This window comes from Chryseobacterium sp. BIGb0232, assembly GCF_024810195.1.
GTDB lineage: Bacteria > Bacteroidota > Bacteroidia > Flavobacteriales > Weeksellaceae > Chryseobacterium > Chryseobacterium pennae.
In genome coordinates, this window is sequence record NZ_JANUEH010000011.1 from 64,080 (window position 1) to 81,461 (window position 17,382).

Annotated in this window: 18 protein-coding genes; 6 read left to right on the forward strand and 12 right to left on the reverse strand. The window is 35.3% G+C overall.

Going from position 1 to position 17,382, the window contains the following annotated elements:
* Positions 1–38: 38 nt before the first annotated feature.
* From atpA to atpB, 5 genes are all read right to left on the reverse strand, one after another.
* Positions 39–1,616 carry a F0F1 ATP synthase subunit alpha gene (atpA, locus tag M2372_RS20320; protein WP_115973783.1) on the reverse strand — a complete coding sequence of 526 codons (1,578 nt, stop codon included), beginning with the start codon at positions 1,614–1,616 and terminating at the stop codon, positions 39–41.
* A 16-nt stretch (positions 1,617–1,632) separates the two neighbouring features.
* The gene (gene atpH, locus M2372_RS20325; protein ID WP_068943514.1) at positions 1,633–2,172 is read right to left on the reverse strand and encodes an ATP synthase F1 subunit delta; all 540 of its coding nucleotides are present in this window, start codon (positions 2,170–2,172) and stop codon (positions 1,633–1,635) included.
* 2 nt (positions 2,173–2,174) lie between these two features.
* The gene (locus M2372_RS20330) at positions 2,175–2,669 is read right to left on the reverse strand and encodes a F0F1 ATP synthase subunit B (protein ID WP_115973782.1); all 495 of its coding nucleotides are present in this window, start codon (positions 2,667–2,669) and stop codon (positions 2,175–2,177) included.
* Positions 2,670–2,771: 102 nt separating this feature from the next.
* Complete coding sequence (locus M2372_RS20335; protein ID WP_034681712.1) at positions 2,772–2,990, reverse strand: ATP synthase F0 subunit C; 219 nt, start codon at positions 2,988–2,990, stop codon at positions 2,772–2,774.
* Positions 2,991–3,041: 51 nt separating this feature from the next.
* A complete protein-coding gene (gene atpB / locus M2372_RS20340; RefSeq protein WP_115973781.1) occupies positions 3,042–4,169 on the reverse strand; it encodes a F0F1 ATP synthase subunit A in 1,128 nt (375 codons plus the stop codon).
* 763 nt (positions 4,170–4,932) lie between these two features.
* Here atpB and ffh point away from each other — a divergent pair.
* Entirely contained in the window at positions 4,933–6,294 is a 1,362-nt protein-coding gene (gene ffh / locus M2372_RS20345) for a signal recognition particle protein (RefSeq protein ID WP_123318986.1), read from the forward strand.
* A gap of 80 nt (positions 6,295–6,374) precedes the next feature.
* Here the strand turns inward: ffh and M2372_RS20350 are convergent, their stop codons facing one another.
* From M2372_RS20350 to M2372_RS20380, 7 genes are all read right to left on the reverse strand, one after another.
* Positions 6,375–6,539, reverse strand: a complete 165-nt coding sequence (locus M2372_RS20350; protein WP_228455672.1) for a hypothetical protein — start codon at positions 6,537–6,539, stop codon at positions 6,375–6,377.
* A gap of 115 nt (positions 6,540–6,654) precedes the next feature.
* A complete protein-coding gene (locus M2372_RS20355; RefSeq protein WP_228455671.1) occupies positions 6,655–6,942 on the reverse strand; it encodes a porin family protein in 288 nt (95 codons plus the stop codon).
* Between the two features lie 72 nt (positions 6,943–7,014).
* On the reverse strand, positions 7,015–7,683 hold the full coding sequence (locus tag M2372_RS20360) for a porin family protein (RefSeq protein WP_115973396.1): 669 nt from the start codon (positions 7,681–7,683) through the stop codon (positions 7,015–7,017).
* 79 nt (positions 7,684–7,762) lie between these two features.
* On the reverse strand, positions 7,763–8,425 hold the full coding sequence (locus M2372_RS20365; protein WP_123318985.1) for an outer membrane beta-barrel protein: 663 nt from the start codon (positions 8,423–8,425) through the stop codon (positions 7,763–7,765).
* Between the two features lie 452 nt (positions 8,426–8,877).
* The gene (locus M2372_RS20370; RefSeq protein WP_115973394.1) at positions 8,878–9,375 is read right to left on the reverse strand and encodes a hypothetical protein; all 498 of its coding nucleotides are present in this window, start codon (positions 9,373–9,375) and stop codon (positions 8,878–8,880) included.
* Positions 9,376–9,517: 142 nt separating this feature from the next.
* Positions 9,518–10,195, reverse strand: coding sequence for a porin family protein (locus tag M2372_RS20375; RefSeq protein WP_123318984.1), 678 nt, complete (start codon positions 10,193–10,195; stop codon positions 9,518–9,520).
* A gap of 116 nt (positions 10,196–10,311) precedes the next feature.
* A complete protein-coding gene (locus M2372_RS20380) occupies positions 10,312–11,271 on the reverse strand; it encodes a PhoH family protein (RefSeq protein ID WP_115973392.1) in 960 nt (319 codons plus the stop codon).
* A 132-nt stretch (positions 11,272–11,403) separates the two neighbouring features.
* Between M2372_RS20380 and M2372_RS20385 the strand changes: the two genes are divergently transcribed.
* The 5 genes from M2372_RS20385 (at position 11,404) to M2372_RS20405 (ending at position 17,370) form a co-directional block, all read left to right on the forward strand.
* The gene (locus M2372_RS20385) at positions 11,404–12,231 is read left to right on the forward strand and encodes an S-adenosyl-l-methionine hydroxide adenosyltransferase family protein (protein WP_115973391.1); all 828 of its coding nucleotides are present in this window, start codon (positions 11,404–11,406) and stop codon (positions 12,229–12,231) included.
* A gap of 63 nt (positions 12,232–12,294) precedes the next feature.
* Positions 12,295–13,602 (forward strand): dihydrolipoamide acetyltransferase family protein, encoded by a 1,308-nt coding sequence (locus M2372_RS20390; protein ID WP_123318983.1) that lies wholly within the window; start codon positions 12,295–12,297, stop codon positions 13,600–13,602.
* 167 nt (positions 13,603–13,769) lie between these two features.
* Positions 13,770–15,200 carry a serine hydrolase domain-containing protein gene (locus M2372_RS20395; protein ID WP_123318982.1) on the forward strand — a complete coding sequence of 477 codons (1,431 nt, stop codon included), beginning with the start codon at positions 13,770–13,772 and terminating at the stop codon, positions 15,198–15,200.
* A gap of 141 nt (positions 15,201–15,341) precedes the next feature.
* Positions 15,342–15,968, forward strand: coding sequence for a hypothetical protein (locus M2372_RS20400; RefSeq protein ID WP_123318981.1), 627 nt, complete (start codon positions 15,342–15,344; stop codon positions 15,966–15,968).
* Positions 15,969–16,011: 43 nt separating this feature from the next.
* Positions 16,012–17,370 carry a chloride channel protein gene (locus tag M2372_RS20405; RefSeq protein WP_123318980.1) on the forward strand — a complete coding sequence of 453 codons (1,359 nt, stop codon included), beginning with the start codon at positions 16,012–16,014 and terminating at the stop codon, positions 17,368–17,370.
* Positions 17,371–17,382: the final 12 nt, after the last annotated feature.

The following is a 17,382-nucleotide window of genomic DNA, read 5'->3' on the forward strand; positions in this document are numbered from 1 at the left end:
TTAAAAGCTATGTTTTAAACCTTAAACATTGAATTTTTTTAGTTGTATTTAGAAGCTAAATCATTAGCTGCCTGCTTAAGAACGCTAGTAATATCGTTATCAATTTTCCCAGATTTAATAGCCGCCATTGTATCAGGGTGCTTAGATCTTAGGAACTCGATATATTCGTGTTGGAATTCTTTAATCTTGTTCAATGGAACGTTTCTCATTAAGTTTTCTGTTCCAGCATATACGATTGCTACCTGACTGTCTACAGGAAGCGGTGCATTTACCGGCTGCTTAAGGATCTCTACGTTTCTTTCTCCTTTAGAGATTACTGCTAAAGTAGAAGCATCAAGGTCAGAACCAAATTTAGCAAACGCTTCTAGTTCTTTATACTGAGCCTGGTCTAATTTTAGCGTACCAGAAACTTTTTTCATTGATTTGATCTGAGCGTTCCCTCCTACTCTGGATACAGAGATCCCTACGTTGATCGCTGGACGAACCCCTGAGTTGAATAGATCAGACTCCAAGAAGATCTGTCCGTCAGTAATAGAGATTACGTTAGTTGGGATATACGCAGAAACGTCACCTGCCTGAGTTTCAATGATTGGAAGAGCAGTTAATGAACCACCACCTTTCACGATTGGCTTAAGAGACTCTGGTAAGTCATTCATTTGCTTAGCAATGTTATCATCAGCGATTACTTTTGCAGCTCTTTCCAATAGTCTTGAGTGAAGATAGAAAACGTCTCCAGGGTAAGCTTCACGGCCCGGTGGTCTTCTTAATAGTAGAGAAAGCTCACGGTAAGCAACAGCTTGTTTAGATAAATCATCATAAACGATCAATGCTGGTCTACCAGTGTCTCTGAAGAACTCACCGATAGAAGCTCCTGCCATTGCAGAATATACCTGCATTGGAACTGGATCTGATGCGTTAGCAGCAACGATTACAGTATATGCCAAAGCTCCTTTATCAGAAAGAGTTTTAACGATTTGTGCTACAGTAGAAGCTTTCTGACCGATTGCAACATATATACAATATACAGGCTTACCTGCTTCAAAGAATTCTTTTTGGTTGATGATCGTATCAATCGCAACAGTAGTTTTACCTGTTTGTCTGTCACCAATGATAAGCTCTCTTTGTCCTCTTCCTACAGGAATCATCGCATCAATTGCAACGATACCTGACTGTAAAGGCTCAGTTACCGGCTGTCTGAAGATAACTCCAGGAGCTTTTCTTTCTAGTGGCATTTCGTATAATTCCCCTGTAATAGGACCTTTACCATCGATAGGGTTACCAAGAGTATCTACTACTCTTCCTAACATACCTTCTCCTACTTTAATAGAAGAGATTCTGTTTGTTCTTCTTACTGTATCCCCTTCTTTTACTAATTTACTTTCACCCAATAGAGCAACACCTACGTTGTCTTCTTCAAGGTTAAGTACAATACCTTCTACATCACTAGAAAATTTCACCAACTCTCCGTATTGTACGTTTTCTAACCCGTATACACGAGCAATACCATCACCGATGGTTAAAACTGTACCTACTTCCTCAACGTTTGATTGAGTATCGAAGTTGGCCAATTGCTGTTTTAAGATCGCAGATACTTCTGCTGGATTTATTTCTGCCATTGTATGGTTGTTTTTCTTAATTTAATTGGAAATCTTTTTTAACTTGGTTCAATTTGGTCTTCACAGACGCGTCTACCTGCTGGTCTCCTACTCTTAGGATGTATCCTCCTAAAATATCCTGGTTGATGTTTACTTTCAAATCGAAGTTTGAATTGGCATTCACCAAGTTGGTGGATCTTAGGATCTGATCAATATTCTCTTTGGAAAGCTGAGTTGCTGTTGTAAGCGTTACTCTCTGTACTCCGTTGATATCTTCAACTTTGTTGATAAATTCCTGAGCGATATTTTTTAATTGGTTCTCACGCCCGTGTTTAATAACCAATTTGATCAGATTCTGGGAAGATGCTGATAAACCTTTGAAAATTTCGTTTGCTACCTCTATTTTCTTTTTTGCATCAATGTAAGGGGTAAGGAAGAATTTGTTTAAATCTTTAGATTCAATCATAATCTTCACTACATCTTTCATTTCAGAAAACACGGCAGCTGTCTGACCTGATTCATTAGTGAAATCAAGTAAACCCTGTGCGTATCTTTTCGCTACTTTAGATGTAAGCATTCTTAGTTAAGGTTAGATTTGTTGATATAATTTTGAACTAATTCGTTTTGAGCTTCAGTGTTATCTAACTTTTGTTTCAAGATAGATTCTGCAATGTTTACAGATAAAGCACCGATTTGAGTTTTAATGTCTGCCATTGCAGCATTTTTCTCAGCGTTGATAGTTTGCTTAGCAGCTTCGATAAGTTTATCACCTTCAGCTTTAGCAACATCTTTAGCTTCACCTACGATTCTGTCTTTAATTTCTCTAGCTTCTTTAAGGATAGCGTCTCTTTCGATTTTAGCTTCACGAATGATTCTTTCGTTATCTGCTTTAAGATCTTCCATCTCTTTTTTAGCCAATTTAGCTTGGTTCAACGCATCAATGATAGAAGTTTCTCTTTCATTAACAGCATTTACAATTGGTTTCCAAGCGAATTTAGCTAGAAGAAATAATAGGATAACAAAAGTAAGGGTCATCCAAAACAAAAGTCCAATTCCAGGTTCAATAATTCCCATATCTGTAAATTCTTTTTTTAAATGTTATTTTATGGATTGTTTTTTTAAAATTCTTAGCAGCAGCCAACCGCTTCACTGCTAAGAATATTTTTTGAGGATAGATTACTTGATGAAAGCACCAAAGATGATCGCGATAAGACCAGCACCTTCAATAAGACCAGCAGCGATAAGCATTGCTCCTTGAATCTTACCAGCTTGTTCTGGTTGTCTAGCGATAGCGTCCATTGCATGACCACCGATTTTACCGATACCTAGACCTACACCTAGTACTGCTAAACCGATACCTACGTAAACTAAACCTGTTCCTGTTGATAAATCCATAATAAATAAATTATATTAGTTAAAAAATTATTTTTAAATTCTTTCTTTTAATTAGTGAGCGTGTTCTTCGTGACCGTGCTCATGTTCGTGCTCTGCAACTGCAATACCAATAAATAAGGCAGATAATACAGTAAAGATGTAAGCCTGAAGCGCTGCAACCAGCAATTCTAATACTGAAACGAATAATGCTAATGGCACTGATGCAAATCCTAACAATGGAGACTTAAAGATGAAGATCAATGAAATGATCGCCAAAATCATAATGTGTCCCGCAGTGATGTTAGCAAAAAGTCGCATCATTAAAGCGAAAGGCTTTGTAAAGATTCCGATAATCTCGATTGGAACCATAATTGGGTACAATAAGATTGGAACCGGCGGCATAAAGATGTGTTTCCAATAATCTTTATTCGCACTGAATAATGTAATTAATAAGGTAATAATAGCTAACACTGATGTAATTGCGATGTTACCTGTAAGGTTTGCCCCAAAAGGGAAGAAAGGAATTAATCCAAAAAGGTTGTTAACCCAGATAAAGAAAAATGCAGTTAATAAATAAGGCATGTATCTTTTGTACTTAACAGACCCGATGTTTGGAATAGCCACCTCGTCTCTAATAAACACAATCACTGGCTCTAAAACTTTCCCAAGTCCTTTTGGAAGTTGTGAAGTTTTATAGTTTCTTGCCATTCCTATGAACACTACTGCCATAAAAATTACTGACAATAACATTGAAGCTGCGTTTTTCGTAATTGAAAGATCAAAAAACACTTCGTTAGATTTTTGTTTCCCGCTGATGATTGAGAACAATGTAGCTTTTTCAACACCTTTAGTAGAAACTACCTGCCCCTCTTCTAAAGTATACCCATCGTGTTCATGTCCGTGAGCAATGCTGCTTGAAAGGAAAGTATGCCACCCTTGGTTATCCTTAATAATAACAGGCAAAGGGATAGAAACGTGATGCTCTTCACCACTGTCATCTTTTGAAGTCCATAAATGCCATTCATTAGAATCACCGATGTGCTCCATGATCACTTTAGTCGCATTGAAGCCATCCTTTGCTTCTCTATGCTCTACTTTTTCAGCTAATTTTTCCCCTTCAGTTTCGTGCTGTGCAGCAGCTAAACTGCTAATAAACACAAACAAAAATGCGAAAAATAATGAAGAAATTTTTCTGTTCATATCTCTTTTTTAATCGTGTGCAAATATATCGATTTTATTAAACTTTACCAATACTAAAAATTGATTTTTATCATCAAAAAAATCAAGATTTATTAATGAGTTTTATTATAGGTAAATATATAAGGAATGACCCTATAACAAAGCATGCAAGTAAAAACATAAAATTCTCTTTTGTTTTATCAATGATTAGAAGTGAAATCAGCAGCCACACAATGTCTTTAGGGATGTTCACAGTGAGGAACTTAAGAGCTGCATCCTGTCTTTTATATAGATATTTTTTAAATATTATATAGACTCCTATATTAAAAACAACAGCTAATGCTATAATAATAAAACCATCAAGAAAATTCATGGTGCAAAAATAGGATTATAATTTTTGATACAAAATAATTCTTAAATTCTTGTATGTATATAATATTATATAGACAGGAAAGCAGAAAGATGGAGGATAGAAGTCACTATTATGTGTAATACCTATTTGAAGCTACTGATTATTTATACTCCTGTTCATTCGATTAATAAAATACAACAAAAGGTTTTTCAAATAAAACAGATTGATGTATTATTAATTATAAAGAAAAATTAATCTATTTATATAAAAACATCCCCTTACCTCTTTTTACAGACAAACAATCCTCCTTTTCACCACTTCAATCTACCAACTTTCATCAAATATTACCCCAATCCTTATAATATATAAGTCTATACTACTCAGGTTTCTTAAAAATTCCTTATTTTTGCAAACCTATAATTTACAATAAATATGTTTAATAGTTTACAGGATAAATTAGACAAGGCATTACATAATATTTCCGGACGTGGAAAAATTACCGAAATTAATGTAGCGGAAACCGTAAAGGAAATCCGTAGAGCATTGGTGGATGCCGACGTTAACTATAAAGTTGCAAAAGATCTTACCAAAAGAGTTCAGGATAAAGCTTTAGGCGAAAATGTTCTTACTTCCCTTACTCCGGGACAATTAATGACAAAAATCGTTCATGATGAGCTTGTGGATTTGATGGGAGGTTCTCAGGAAGGAATTAATCTTTCAGGAAAACCATCTGTAATCCTTATTGCAGGTCTTCAGGGTTCTGGTAAGACTACTTTCTCTGGAAAACTTGCTCATTATTTACAGACAAAAAGAAATAAAAAACCTCTATTGGTAGCCTGTGACGTTTACCGTCCTGCTGCAATTGACCAGCTAAAAGTATTAGGTGGACAAATCGGGGTTCCTGTTTTCACAGAGGAAGGTTCTACAAATCCTTCTACCATTGCTGAAAACGCAATTAATTTTGCAAAATCAAATGGCCATGATGTTGTGATCGTGGATACTGCAGGTCGTTTAGCGATTGATGAGCAGATGATGAACGAGATTAAGTCGGTTCATTACTTCATTAAACCGAATGAAACGCTATTCGTCGTTGACTCAATGACAGGTCAGGATGCCGTGAATACTGCTAAAGCATTCAACGATGCCCTGAACTTTGACGGAGTTGTTCTTACTAAACTAGATGGTGATACAAGAGGGGGGGCTGCATTAACGATCCGTTCTGTTGTTGAAAAGCCAATCAAATTCATTTCTACAGGTGAGAAAATGGAAGCCTTAGACCTTTTCTACCCGGAAAGGATGGCTGACAGAATCTTAGGAATGGGAGACGTTGTTTCCTTAGTAGAAAGAGCTCAGGAGCAGTTTGATGAAGAAGAAGCTAAAAAACTTCACAAGAAAATCGCTAAAAATGAGTTTGGTTTTGACGATTTCCTAAAGCAGATTAACCAGATCAAGAAGATGGGTAACATGAAAGACCTTATGGGAATGATTCCTGGGGTTGGGAAAGCTATCAAGGATGTAGAGATCAGCGATGATGCATTTAAGCACATTGAAGCCATCATCTACTCTATGACACCGGACGAAAGAAGAAGACCTTCTATTATCAATACTCAGAGAAAGAACAGAATTGCAAGAGGTGCAGGAAGAAAGATTGAGGATGTAAACCAATTGATGAAGCAATTTGATCAGATGGGAAAAATGATGAAGATGATGCAAGGGCCTCAAGGAAAGCAAATGATGCAGATGATGAGCAAAATGCCAAACATGCCTGGAATGGGCGGAATGTTTGGAAAATAGTCCAGAAACAATCTAATCAAAATATAAAATCCGACTCAAAATTGAGTCGGATTTTTGTTTTTTATCTTTAAACAATTTGACTATTTATCAGATTTCTGCCCTTTTCCTTTGATGAAATAAGAGAAACCTACATTCACACCGAAAGTATTAATGTTTGTCTTAACTTCTGTATTCATAATAGTTTCTTTACTTGAAAACTGGTCATAAGAAATACCTAGATTAATCCCTAAAGAAGATGTTGCCATATAAGTTACTCCTCCTTTTACTTTCCATGCTAAACCATCTGTAGTGGTCTCTGTATCCTGTATAAGAATTGGATCATAAATTCCATTGCGAACCCCGGAAGAAGAAGCCTTTTCCTTATTCGATCCATAACCTATCCCTGCTCCCAGGAGTGGTTGCTGTAGGCATTACAGAAAATGTAGAGTTTGTAAACTTAACATCATCATATTTTGTGATTCTATTTACATATCCTAAATCAATACCCACTGCTAATTTATCAATAACAAAATATCCCACAGAAGGAGTGATTGAGAACGTGTTTACTTTTGGACCGTCAGTAGACTTTCCTCCTACTTTTACTGTAGTTGCAATGTTATTAAAACCCATTCCAGTGTTTCCACTGATTACCCAGTCACCTTTAGTCATTTGAGCATTAGAAAGCCCGAAAAACACAATAGCGCTTGCTAATAATAGTTTTTTTATGATTATTAATTGAATTTATTTAAACTTATATCCTACTCCAAGCTGGAAGAAATTCATCTTTACTTTCTCGTTACCAACAGGATTTTTAACCATATTGGTCAATCCAAAACTATAACGTGCATCTACAAACAAACCTTTGTATACGTTATAATCAGCTCCGAAAAACAATCCGAAATCAGTAGACTTTAAATTGTCGTTAAATTGCTTTTCTACAAGCTGTTCTCCCTCTTTAACCGCAGCTGGGTTTACAGAAGCACCAGCAGGCAGACCTGTTACATCAAACTTCACATTAGTGTCTGTCTTGAAACTTACATAAGGGCCAGCATAAATACCTAATTCAGGTGTTGCATAGTATCTTGCAGAAACAGGAATTACAATTCTGTTAAGGTTTATCTTTTCAGTTACCTTAATCCCGTATGGTAAAGCTACCTCCGCTTTTCCTCCTAAATTGGCATACTCTACTTCTCCCTGGATCGCAAATTTGCTATTGAATTTATGCTCCACCAAAGCTCCAACATAAAATCCGGACTTTGATTTCATCGTTCCTCTAGCTCCATCAAGCTCAATGTTGTTTTCATTAAAGTTCAATTTAGATAAAGCATATCCTCCTTTTACACCAAACGTTGTCTGTGCGTTTAACCCTGCAAATAAAGCAATTGCAGATGCTAATAAAATTCTTTTCATGTTATTAATTTTTAAAAATATTTAAAGGTAAAAAAGCCCCAAGAAAATCTTAGGGCTTTATTATTATATGCTTTGTTTATTATTTTGCAAATACATACTTAACTCCGAAAGTTACAGAAGATAAGTTCAATCCGAATTTATAATCGTTTACTCTCTTAGCTCCGTCTATGTTTACTTTGTTTGTGTTGTAACCAAACTCACCAAAAGTAGCTTCGATAGACCAGTTTTTGTTTAAGAAATAATCTAAACCTGGCTTAACGTTTACACCGATTGAAGTATAGTTATCTTTAGTAGAAGTAGATCTTTTAGTTACAGTAGTACCTACTGTTTCAGTACCTTCAACTTCATTCTTGTACTGACCGAATTCCATAGGAACTTCTAATTGACCGAAGATATATAATTTTTCACCAATAGTCCAGTATTTTCTTACGAATGGAGCAACAACGAATGCAGAAGTTGTATTTTTGTTTTCTCCAACGAATTTTGAAGTACCGATAGTTTCTTCTTTAGTTACTTTAGTGTTATCGTTTTTGTAACCTACACCTAAACCTACAGCTAGGTTAGTGTTTACGAAATAACCTACAGTTGGAAGAACTTTGAAGCTCTCGATTTTAGTATCTGTATTGTTATTTTCATTCTGAGAATACCCTAATTGTCCTGAAACATATGTAGTACCTTTAGCAATCTGAGCATTTGATAATCCGAAAAGTGCAACAGCACCCGCTAATAATATTTTTTTCATTTTAAATAATTTTAATACTTTCTGGTGGCAAATTTACAGTCGTATCCATTAATATTAAAATTTGTTAATGTGATTAATATCATTGTTAAAATTTAAGGTTTTACAAAAATAAATCATATCAGTGAGAGTCTTTTAGTTTTTTCACAATTTTATGAATAAAAAAATCACAATTTCTCAACCAGAGCTAGATATATTTGATTTTAAAAATTTAGACGATTAAGCGAAATTGCCCTTAATCTACGTTATACAGACTCAAAACAATTGTTAAAATGTTAATTTTTAATACCTTAACTCTTAAAATTTAAACAAATGTTTATAATTTGAAGTTGTTTTCACTATCTCAAAGTGACACACTAACAGTCCTTTACCGGAAATACCATCATTATACGACACAATTTCAATAAAAAAACTCCGGCCTTCGGCCGGAGTTCTATATGTTGTTCAACATCTGTTTATTTAATAAAGAAGTTATACCCAAGGTTAACTGCTCCTGCATTCCAGCTGTCTCTGTACCAGCCATGATCACGTCTATTGCTTACAGACTGGTATCCTATATACAATTCTCCTTTAGACATCTGATATCCAAATTTAGGCTGTGCGTAGAAACCTCCGTCAATACCACTTTTTGTAGAAATTCCGTATCCAAGGTCTAATCCTACAAAAATAGGTGCTCCCTTAAATTTATATTTACCGGAAACTGCTACAGGAATAAATCCAAAATCATCAAAGTGATCTTTTCCGAAGAAATGAGAATATCCTGTTGCTACCCCCAGGTCAAAACCTTTTGCAATATTCCACATATAAGCTCCGTCTACCCCTAGTGTAAATGAAGATACATTACTTGCGTCAGATACTGGTACACCAATATGTCCACCCAATTTTAAACCTTCTTGCGCCTGTGCTGCACCTCCTAAAAGTGCAAAAGCACCTACTAATAATAGCTTTTTCATTTTTTAAGTTTAAATTTTACGTTCCAAAAGTACTAATTATTTTCATCACAGGGATATATTTCCATAAATGGCGTTCATTAAAACAAAAAAAGCAGGACAAATTTTGTCCTGCTTTTTTTATATTTTTTCTTAGAATCTAAGACTAGTTTCCTCCGAATTTGAAACCAACACCTACCTGGATGAAGCTGTTTTTTAAAGTTCCATTTTCTCCGTCCTCCTTTTTAGCAAGGTTAGAAATACCTAAGTTATATCTTGCATCGAAAAACAATCCATTTTCAAGTGTATATTCAGCACCAACAAATGGAGCTAAATTCAACTTATTCATATGATCTTTCACATCTTCAGTTGAGCTTTCTGATTCAGAAAATGACTCTCCTAAAGCAGATCCTGATAAGCTTACTGTTGATTTCACCTTTGCAGAAATGAGAACACCCACATTAAGACCAACTCCAAAAGCTAAATTTTCAGTAGCATAATATTTAGCACTAACAGGAATTTGTACAGTTCCCAGTTTCCAATCTGTTTTTTCAGTACCTGTTACATTTACTCCCATCTCAGTGTAAGCAACAGATTCTTCCTGCTTACCTCCAATTGGAGAATATAAAACTTCCCCCTGTACGGCAAATTTATCATTGAACTTATATTCAGCCATACCTCCTACATAAAAAGTAGACTTTGCATCAAATTTGTAAGTATTCCCTTCGCCAGTTGCTTTAAGCATTGATAAAGAGTAACCAGCTTTAGGTCCAAATTTAAATTCCTGTGCGTTTGCGTTAATTCCCAATACAGCTACGGCTGCAATAAGTAAAAATTTTTTCATTGTTAATTAGTTATACATTTAAGGATTGCAAAACTAATTATTTTTTTCAATTTAGCAAATTTTAACAGAAACTTTTAAGGTTAACAAAAGGTTAATGGAAACTATATCTATAAGAATTAATCATTTCTCAGTCTTTTATCTTCATCATTATAAGCCAGGATAATCTTTCTTACAACAGGATGCCTCACAACATCTTCTTCTGTAAGATGCACAAAACCGATCTCCTTCACTCCATTTAAAATCCTCATAGCTTCTTTCAAACCAGATTGCTGATTTTTTGGAAGGTCGATCTGGCTTGGATCCCCTGTAATAATAAATTTCGCATTCATTCCCATTCTTGTCAGGAACATTTTCATCTGAGCGTGGGTTGTATTCTGTGCTTCATCAAGGATTACAAAGGCATCATCAAGAGTACGTCCTCTCATAAAAGCCAGCGGAGCTACTTCAATTACTTTTTTTTCCATAAAGCCTTCCAGCTTTTCATGTGGAATCATATCCCGAAGTGCATCATATAAAGGCTGTAAATAAGGATCTAACTTTTCTTTAAGGTCTCCTGGTAAAAACCCCAGACTCTCCCCTGCTTCTACAGCGGGTCTTGTCAGGATAATTCTTTTCACTTCCTTATCTCTTAGGGCTCTTGCTGCCAAAGCTACACTGGTGTACGTTTTTCCTGTTCCCGCAGGTCCAATGGCAAAAACCATATCTTTTTTCTCTGTTTCCTTTACCAGCTTTTTAAGATTCGTAGTTTTAGCCTTAATAACTTTTCCGTTTACTCCTTTTACAATAATATCCTGGTCAAAGATCAGATGTTTTTCGTTTTCATCTTTAATATTCAGGATATTCTCAACGTCTTTGAGACCTATTGAGTTGTTTTTCGAGATAAAACTGACAATATCGTCCAGTTTTTGCTTCAGTATATCTAAGGCTTCCTGGTTTCCCATCGCAAAGATAAAATGATCTCTTCCTGTAATTTTAATGGTTGGAAAGCTTGATTTTAATAGGTTGAAATATTGGTTATTAACTCCATAGAAGATTTTCGCATCGATGTCTTCCAGATCATAGGTCAATTCAAACATGCAGTATTTTTATTTTTAGATTTTAAAATTAAAGCTTTTTTTCAATTTAAATCAAATTCTTTTCAACAATCTTTCGGGCTTTCTTTTTATTTTAAATAACTTTGCATGACTACACTATTCTATAAATTGCTCATGTCAATTATTACCCTTACTTCGGATTTCGGAAATTTAGATTACAGAGTTGCTGCTGTGAAAGGCAAGATTCTGTCTCTAAATCCTGAGGTTAATATTATTGATATAACCCACGACATCCAGGCATTCAACTTAATACAAACATCATATATTGTAAGAAACGCTTATAAATATTTCCCCAAAGGAAGTATACACATTATTTCTGTAGACAGTTTTTACAATAAATCAAGAAAAAATATCCTTTACAAAGCAGATGGTTCTTACTTTCTGGCCGCAGATAACGGTCTTTTAAGTTTGATCTTCTTTGATATTAAACCGGAAGCAATCTACGAACTTACCCTTAATAACCGTTTTGATGATATTATCAACTTTACTTCTACGGATATTTTTGTTCCGGCAGCTGTACATCTTGCCAATGGCGGTCTTCCTGAAGTGATCGGGAGAAAAATAGATGCAGCTAAGCAGCTGATGTTCCCCAGAGCGGTTTATAATGAATCGGAAGGAATGATCATAGGTGAAGTTACCTATATTGATAATTTCGGAAATATAATTTCAAATATCAACAAAGATTTCTTTGAAAATATCAGCAAAGGATATAATGGTTTTACTATAAAATTCAGAAATTTAAGTCTTTCGAGGATCTTTTCCGGTCATACGGAATTGGTTTCAGACTGGGAAAGGGAGACAGAATTCCACGGACAGTCTGCAGCAATATTCAATGACAGTCAGCTATTGGAACTTACAATCTATAAAGGCAGTAAGAAAAACGGAGCTAAAAGCCTGTTTGGATTGAATGTAGGTGAAAATATCTACATTGAATTTATGTAAAATTATATATTTCATAAAAAAACCGATTTTTTTTATATATTTGTCAAAATCTAAAAATCAAAAATGGCAGAATACAAATTATTGCTTCCTTCCATGGGAGAAGGTGTTATGGAAGCGACAATTATCACTTGGTTATTCAATGAAGGTGATAACGTAAAAGAAGATGACTCTGTAGTAGAAATTGCAACAGATAAAGTAGATTCAGACGTTCCGACACCTGTTTCGGGAAAAATTGTAAAAATTTTAAAGCAAAAAGATGAAGTTGCCAAAGTAGGTGAGGCCATTGCTATTTTAGAAATTGAAGGAGAAGGTTCTGCTTCTGAAGAAGTAACTACTGATACTCCAGCTGCTGCTCCGGATACTGAAACATTACAAACCATTGAGCAGCCTTTACAAACTTCAATAACTTCCAATGTTGAATTCTCTGGAGATCTTTATTTATCTCCACTTGTAAAATCAATTGCACAACAGGAAAATATTTCTGAAACTGAACTGAAATCTATCAAAGGAAACGGTTTAGAAGGAAGAATTACCAAAGAAGATATATTAGCATACGTTGCCAACAGAGGAAATCAACCTGCTCAGCAGGCTGCTCCGGCTCAACAGACAGTTTCTGCACCAGCTCCTGTTTCAACGCCAGCAACAACAATTACTGCAGCAGCAGGTGATGAGATCATTCCAATGGACAGAATGAGAAAGATCATCGCTGAAAACATGGTGAAAGCAAAACAAATTGCTCCACACGTGACTTCTTTCATTGAAACAGACGTTACCAACGTTGTAAAATGGAGAAACAAAAACAAAGCAGCTTTCGAAAAACGTGAAGGAGAAAAACTTACTTTCATGCCTATTTTTGTGAAAGCTATTGTAAAAGCAATCCAGGATTTCCCAATGATTAATGTTTCTATTAGCGGTGAGAACATCATTAAAAAGAAAAACATCAATATCGGTATGGCAACGGCTCTACCAGACGGAAACCTTATTGTTCCTGTAATCAAAAATGCAGATCAGTTATCTCTTTCAGGTCTTGCCAAAGCAATCAATGACTTAGCTTACAGAGCAAGAAACAAAAAATTAAGACCTGAAGATACTCAGGGAGCTACTTACACCATTTCTAACGTAGGAAGTTTCGGAAACCTTATGGGAACTCCTATCATTCCTCAGCCTCAGGTAGCTATTTTAGCTATCGGAGCCATCGTTAAGAAGCCTGCAGTTCTTGAAACAGCTGACGGTGATGTAATTGCAATCAGAAACTTAATGTTCATGTCTCACTCTTATGACCACAGAGTGGTAGATGGTTCTCTAGGTGGAATGATGCTTAAACATGTTCATGACTACCTTGAAAACTGGGATCTGAACACAGAAATATAAGTAATAGGTAATCAGCAATGAGTAATTTGCTTTCTGCTGATTATAATCAATATAAAACCTTCGATTTTTATCGGAGGTTTTTTTGTGACCTGATCTGATTATTTTTGAATTGAGAAGTAATACAACCGGAGTTTAAATTGTCTTTTATAAAACAGAACCAATTACATATGAAACAACTCATTTTGACTACATTCGCTTTAAGTATTTCGATAATCACCTACTCTCAGAAAACAATCCCATCAACTTTAATCGATCAGTATGTGAAAGAAGTAATTAAAATCAATCACATTCCCGGTTTGGCTATCGGGATTATAAAAAATGACCAGATTGTTTTTCAGCAATACTATGGTACAGAGACTTTGGAAAGCGATAAAAAGGTGGATTCAAATTCAATGTTCAGGATATATTCTACATCAAAATTGATGTCAAATATTGGTGTGTTTCAACTAATTGAAAGGGGAAAACTATCTTTGGAAGACAACATCTCAAAATACATTGAACATCTCCCTAAAGAATGGCAGGATGTCAAAATAAAAAACCTTTTGACCCATTCTTCCGGAATTCCTAATCTTATTGCTTTTAATGATATTTTGCCAGATGATTCTAATGACAAAGTTATCGAACGGCTGTCCAGAGAAAAAATGGAATTTAAAACAGGAAATGAATTCAGATATAATCAGACAAATTATTTTCTTCTTACCCTGATTATTCAAAAAATCACAGGGCAGTCTTTTGAAAATTTCATCCTGAACAATCAGTTTTCTGATTCTAAAGGCCAAGTTGTTTTTTCTTCAAATGCTCTCGAAAAAATACCTAACCGTGTTGTAAAATACAATTACAATTCTGAAAGAAAACAATATGATAAATCTACTGATATTAATGGTATAAAAGCCCATTCTGCCAACGGGGTGGCGATAACACTTCCTGCATTTTTAAAATGGAGCATTCATCTTAGTAAAAATGATTTATTAGATCAAAAAACGAAAGAGATGATGTGGCAGCCATTCGGTTTTGGTAATAAGAAAGATGTTTTTGCCTACGGATGGGACATCAGTAAAGTGAATAATATAGCCTCTTACAGTTTTTCAGGTGGAAATGTAAGCTCTTATAAAATTTACCCATACAATAATATGTCAATCGTCATGATGTCTAATGGATATAGCTTATTCCCTATCCAATATCAGATCATCAATCATATTGTTGCGATGATTGATAAAAATTTAACAGATGAATATTCATTGGCAGATGAAACCATCATTTCTGAATTTTCTAAAAAAAACAATCCTGATGCAGAGAAAATTTATTATTCTATGAAGGAAAAAGATCCAAAATGGAATTTTGAAAACACGTTAAACGAGATAGGTTATATTTTATTGAGAAATTCAAGAATTGATGAAGCTGTTAAGGTCTTCACTTTAAACGTTAAAGAAAATCCACAATCAGCAAATGCTTTTGACAGTTTAGGTGAATCATATCTTGCAGCAAAGAATTATGTTTTGGCTTTAGAGAATTATAAAAAATCATTAGCTATAAATCCAGAAAACACCAATGCCGTAAAAATGATTCATACAATAGAAGATCTGATAAAAAAGAAATAAGAGCTCTTCCATAACGATTGTTTTTTGTATCACTATCTCAGAATGGGTGCATCTTAAAATATAAAACCTTCGATTTTTTATTGGAGGTTTTTTATTGGATTTCTGCCTTAATAATTCTACCTTTAAGCAAACTATTACAAAATGGAACTTGATTTCAGAAAACTCTATGTTACCAAATTATTTGATTTTTCCAAAAATGATGAGGAGCTAATTTTTGAAATATATGAGCGGTTATCTGCACTCTATGATATTTCAGTGGTAGATATTGAAAATTCCCCATACAGTAAGTTCAAATCCCAGGATATAAACTTTTTACAGGAACCTAAACTCTGTTACAGAATTACAACCAAAAGTAAAACCATTACTTTTTACCTTTTCATTGTTAATCTGGTAGGAACATCCATCAGAGGGGCCCGTATGACGGATAAGTATGATTCACTGGAAGTTTGGGGCTTAAAGGAAATGAATGAAGATTTTGGCTTTATTTCTATCAATAAGAAAAAACTGGCAGACAGAATTGCTGGTATATTCAGTAGTTCAACCATCAATTCTAAAGAAAACAAAAACTTTAAAGACTTTTATGTTCTGGGCAGTGATCCTTCCAAAACGATGGCATTCCTTGGCCCGGAAAGAAAAGAAATCATAAAATCTATTGCTGATGAGGATTTTAAAATAGAGATTAAAAACAGCATTGCAGGCTTGAGAATTCCAAAGGCATTGAGTCTTGAGAATGCTTTAATTATTTCAAAATTTTTAGAAGAAATATAAGTTTCGGTTTTTTTGCCGTAATTTCATCCTTCAAAACCTACAAATGCTGAAAATCTTTGCTATTCTTCGTCAATCCGTTAAAAAATCCTTTGACAACATCCGGAATGAGCAACTGAAATACAATCTTCTTCAGGCTATTCCCTTTTGGATCGGCTCTGTGATCACCGGATTCTTTGCCGTATTATATGCCCAACTCTTTGCCTGGGGCGAAAACCTCATGAATTTTATCTTTGACTGGCATGCATGGATGATCTTCATTATTGCCCCCATTGGATTTGTGCTTTCCTGGTGGCTGGTTAAAGAATTTGCACCCAATGCCAAAGGAAGCGGAATTCCGCAAGTAATGGCAGCAGTGGAACTTGCTAATCCTAAAGAACATAAAAAGATTAGAAGCCTTTTAAGTCTGAAAATTATTATATTTAAAATTGCTTCATCTGTTGTATTGGTTATTGGCGGCGGCGCTGTAGGACGTGAAGGGCCTACCATTCAGATTGCAGGTTCTGTTTTCAGGAAAGTTAATGAGTATCTTCCTGATTGGTGGCCAAAGATCTCCAAAAAAAATATGATCATGACCGGAGCTGCAGCCGGACTGGCAGCCGCTTTTAATACTCCTCTGGGCGGAATTGTATTTGCTGTAGAAGAATTATCGAAAACGCACATTAATTATTTTAAAACCGCTTTATTTACAGCCGTCATCATCGCTGGTTTAACGGCTCAGACATTAGCAGGGTCCTACCTGTATTTAGGGTATCCCAAAACCAATGATGTTTCCCTGATGGTCATGTTTCCCATCGTACTTGTAGCTGCAGCAGCAGGTATTCTGGCGAGTCAGCTTTCTGTGATTATGCTTAAGATCAATGGCTGGAAAAAGAGAACTCTGAAAACGGATAAGGCCAATGTAGTATTTCTGGTTATCTGTGCCCTGATCATTGCTTCAATTGCCTATTTTATTAACCGGGAAATATTAGGATCAGGGAAAGAAATTATGGAACGGGTTCTTTTTACAAAGAATAAACATGAGGACTGGTATGTTCCTGTTTTAAGGATGCTGGGCCCTGCCCTGTCTTTTACTTCCGGCGGGGCCGGTGGTATTTTTGCCCCTGCTTTATCTGCAGGAGCCAGTATTGGTTCTGTTATTTCAGGGCTTATTCATTTAACCCCTAATGAAACCAATGTTGTTGTTCTTGGTGGAATGGTTGCTTTTCTTACCGGAATTACACGGGCTCCGTTTACTTCAGCGATCATTGTTTTAGAAATGACTGATAGGCATTCTTTGATTTTTCATCTGATGCTTGCCGGTATGGTTTCTTCTATTGCCTCTATTCTGGTGAGCCGACATTCTTTGTATGATATATTGAAAGTGAATTTTTTAACAGAAATAAGAAAAGACGAAACTCTTTAATAAAAAAAGACC